This window comes from Ruegeria atlantica, assembly GCF_001458195.1.
Taxonomy (GTDB): domain Bacteria; phylum Pseudomonadota; class Alphaproteobacteria; order Rhodobacterales; family Rhodobacteraceae; genus Ruegeria; species Ruegeria atlantica.
In genome coordinates, this window is record NZ_CYPU01000026.1 from 1 (window position 1) to 2654 (window position 2654).

Genomic DNA, 2654 nt, shown 5'->3' on the forward strand with positions numbered 1-2654 from the left:
CGGATATCGATGTCTTTTTGTGTGAACCACACAGCCCATGGCAACGCGGCACAAACGAAAACACCAACCGCCTGCTGCGACAGTACTTCCCAAAGGGCACGGACTTGTCGATACATAGTCAGGCAAAGCTCAGTGCTGTCGCAAGGCAGCTCAACGAACGACCTCGAAAGACGCTCAACTACGAAACACCAGCCGAGCGTTTCAATGCATGTGTTGCATCGACCCATTGAGACCGCCCCGCAAAGTGGTCGTTCATGCCCAGTGCAGCGAACGACCTCATTGAGCCCAAAGCGGTCAGTCAAAAAGCAAGAATAACGGGCATTCTACTAATTATTTGGTGAATACCAGATCGGCGACGTATATGCGCGCTCTTGTCCGATCAATGTCGCTTCTTCGGGAATGTCAGCGCCTAGACGCACTTTGTCGTAAACGACCCAGCGTGGCGTCGGGATTTCAATGACGCGAGCGTAGTAAAACGCGTGCTCGGACGAATCAAAATCTGGGTCTGTCCAGACCGTTCCTAGCTCTGAAGCGCCGATGGTGTTGATATAGTTTGCTGCTTCCAGATCGACCGTATTTCCTACAGCTGGCAGTTTACCGTTAGCGTCCAGTTCACGTTCATCCGACCACGCCACATCATAGACTTTTTCGGACAAGTTCCCGTCGCTGTCCATCCAGCCTTTAACGATCTGGATGCGATCAAGATTGGCTCCGATGGGATCGCGCAATGCATAGACCATGAAGGTTGGCGCATCGGACGTTGCCGGGCGCAGATCACCACCCATCGGAACACCCTTTTCGTATCCAACAAAGGCTGGAGCGCGAGACCTCATGTCATCCTCGTCGAACTTCCATCCCCCAAAGAACCGCACGGCCATGCGCGGACCTGTTGTGGCATAAACCTCACGGCGCACCATGGCATCCCACAGACTGGCCCGCGTGTTCTCTTCGGCCCAGACACCTGTGTAGCCTGACGCCACCAATGACCAACCTGGGAAAACGCCATTTTCTGTTTCGGTGAACGGATGCGACGCGCGGGTCAACGATGGCTCGGCATTTGTCGCTTTACCAAAGTAATTGTCGCTGTCAGCGGTTGCCAGCGATGTATGGCTGTCCGTCGCGCCGGACAAGCCAAATTTGTATGGGTTTACGCCCGTGCGCGCCTCGATGGCGAACCCCTGCTTAAGTGCCTCACGCGCATATTCGCCTGCAAGCATATCTGGCGTTTTAGCTTCAGTTAGATCGAGGTTGCCCGCATCCCATGTTTCGTAATTCGCAAACTCGTCATCGGGGCTAAGTGCGGGGTGCGCCTCGCCGTCTCCCTTGATCTGGGTGATTTCGTAGAGCGGTTCCCATCTCATCCGCGCCATTGCATAGGCTTCGTCCACGGGTTCGCCATTGTAACGTGTTTCAGATGGGAACATGATGCCGTTTGACAGGTTTCCGTTGTGCGCGAGTGCAAAAGCTTGTCCACCCGTATCGGCCTCATAGGCCTCCAACCATTTGTACAAGTCCATTGGGTCTGTAGAGCCGATGGGCGCCTGCGTGGTCATAGGTTGGACTTGTTTGACCCGGTCTGCATTGTCACGAAAAATGATATTGCGGTGCATGTTGTTGCCCCGGATCAGCGATGTCCACTCAAAGCCGTGGAAAGCCGTGAAGTCTCCCGGATCGTTGAACGATTCCACAGTAGCGATCATGTCTTCCCAGACAGAGGCATAGATGGGCGATCCGGGAGAATAATCTGCGATCAAGTCCGGATCCATGTTCCCTTGAGAGAACGTAGTGATCAGGTCCAGAGCTGCTGCAGCAGACGCCTCACCGCCTTCTTGCAGACCTTTTGCCCAGCGAGAGCCCTGTTCTGACTCCATGATGTTGGGAGAACCTTTAGCCAAGTCGGTGATCATGCCCATTCCATCAGAGTGTTCCGTTGTCACGATCCAGTCTAGCGATCGCGCCAGCTTAACACGCTGCCCTGTGGCCGAGACGACCTCTTCGCCTCGCGCAAACCGAAGCATTGTGTCCAGATCGGTCGTGTTCCCGAAAAGACCGGCGTCCATGGAAAGACCCGTGTGAATATGAGTGTCGCCCCAAAATACACGCGATGGAAAGCTGCGTTGAGCATTGGGTGAATAGGCTTTGCCGGGGTAAAGGTCTTGAAGGGACTGTTCAGAGGGTAAGAACTGCGCGTTGGCTGCGCTCGAAACTACAAATATGGAAGAGAACAAAGCGGAATTTAGGTACCTGAGCATAATAAGCCTCCCAAGACTTGCTGAAATCAAAACGCGTTTCTTCACGAAAGCCGCACATTCAGACCTGATGATAATACGTCATTATTTCCATGTCTTCGAAATTCCGCTTTGTCCGCAGAGTTGCCGTTCAAGCAAGTTGCAGCGAAAGACCGCTCTGCGGACAAAGCCGCCGTCAGCCGCACCGCAGCATTCAAAGGGTCTTGTCAGAAGAACTTTGCTTGAGCGGGGCAGGGCGGTTGCGTAGCTTTTGCCCATGACCAGGCCTGCCTCTTTCAAATACTTCAAAACCAGTCCCGAGATCATCCGCCTTGCGGTGATGTTGTACATCCGATTCCCGCTATCGCTTCGGAATGTCGAAGATCTGTTGCACGAGCGAGGCATCGATGTGAGCCACGAAACTGT

Annotated in this window: 2 protein-coding genes and 1 pseudogene; 2 read left to right on the forward strand and 1 reads right to left on the reverse strand. The window is 53.8% G+C overall.

Features of this window, described 5'->3' with window-relative positions; all coding sequences use genetic code 11:
• Positions 1 to 230: IS30 family transposase (locus RUA4292_RS23960; protein WP_145974907.1), on the forward strand; the 230-nt coding region annotated here is incomplete at its 5' end.
• Positions 231 to 326: 96 nt separating this feature from the next.
• Here RUA4292_RS23960 and RUA4292_RS08710 read toward each other — a convergent pair.
• On the reverse strand, positions 327 to 2252 hold the full coding sequence (locus RUA4292_RS08710; protein WP_058271971.1) for a DUF3604 domain-containing protein: 1926 nt from the start codon (positions 2250 to 2252) through the stop codon (positions 327 to 329).
• Positions 2253 to 2505: 253 nt separating this feature from the next.
• Here RUA4292_RS08710 and RUA4292_RS23965 point away from each other — a divergent pair.
• Positions 2506 to 2654 (forward strand): annotated as a pseudogene (locus tag RUA4292_RS23965) (IS6 family transposase); the annotation flags it as partial.

Coding starts and splice junctions, on each gene's coding strand:
- RUA4292_RS08710 (WP_058271971.1), bottom strand. CDS start 2,252: ATGCTCAGGTACCTAAATTCCGCTTTGTTCTCTTCCATATTTGTAGTT.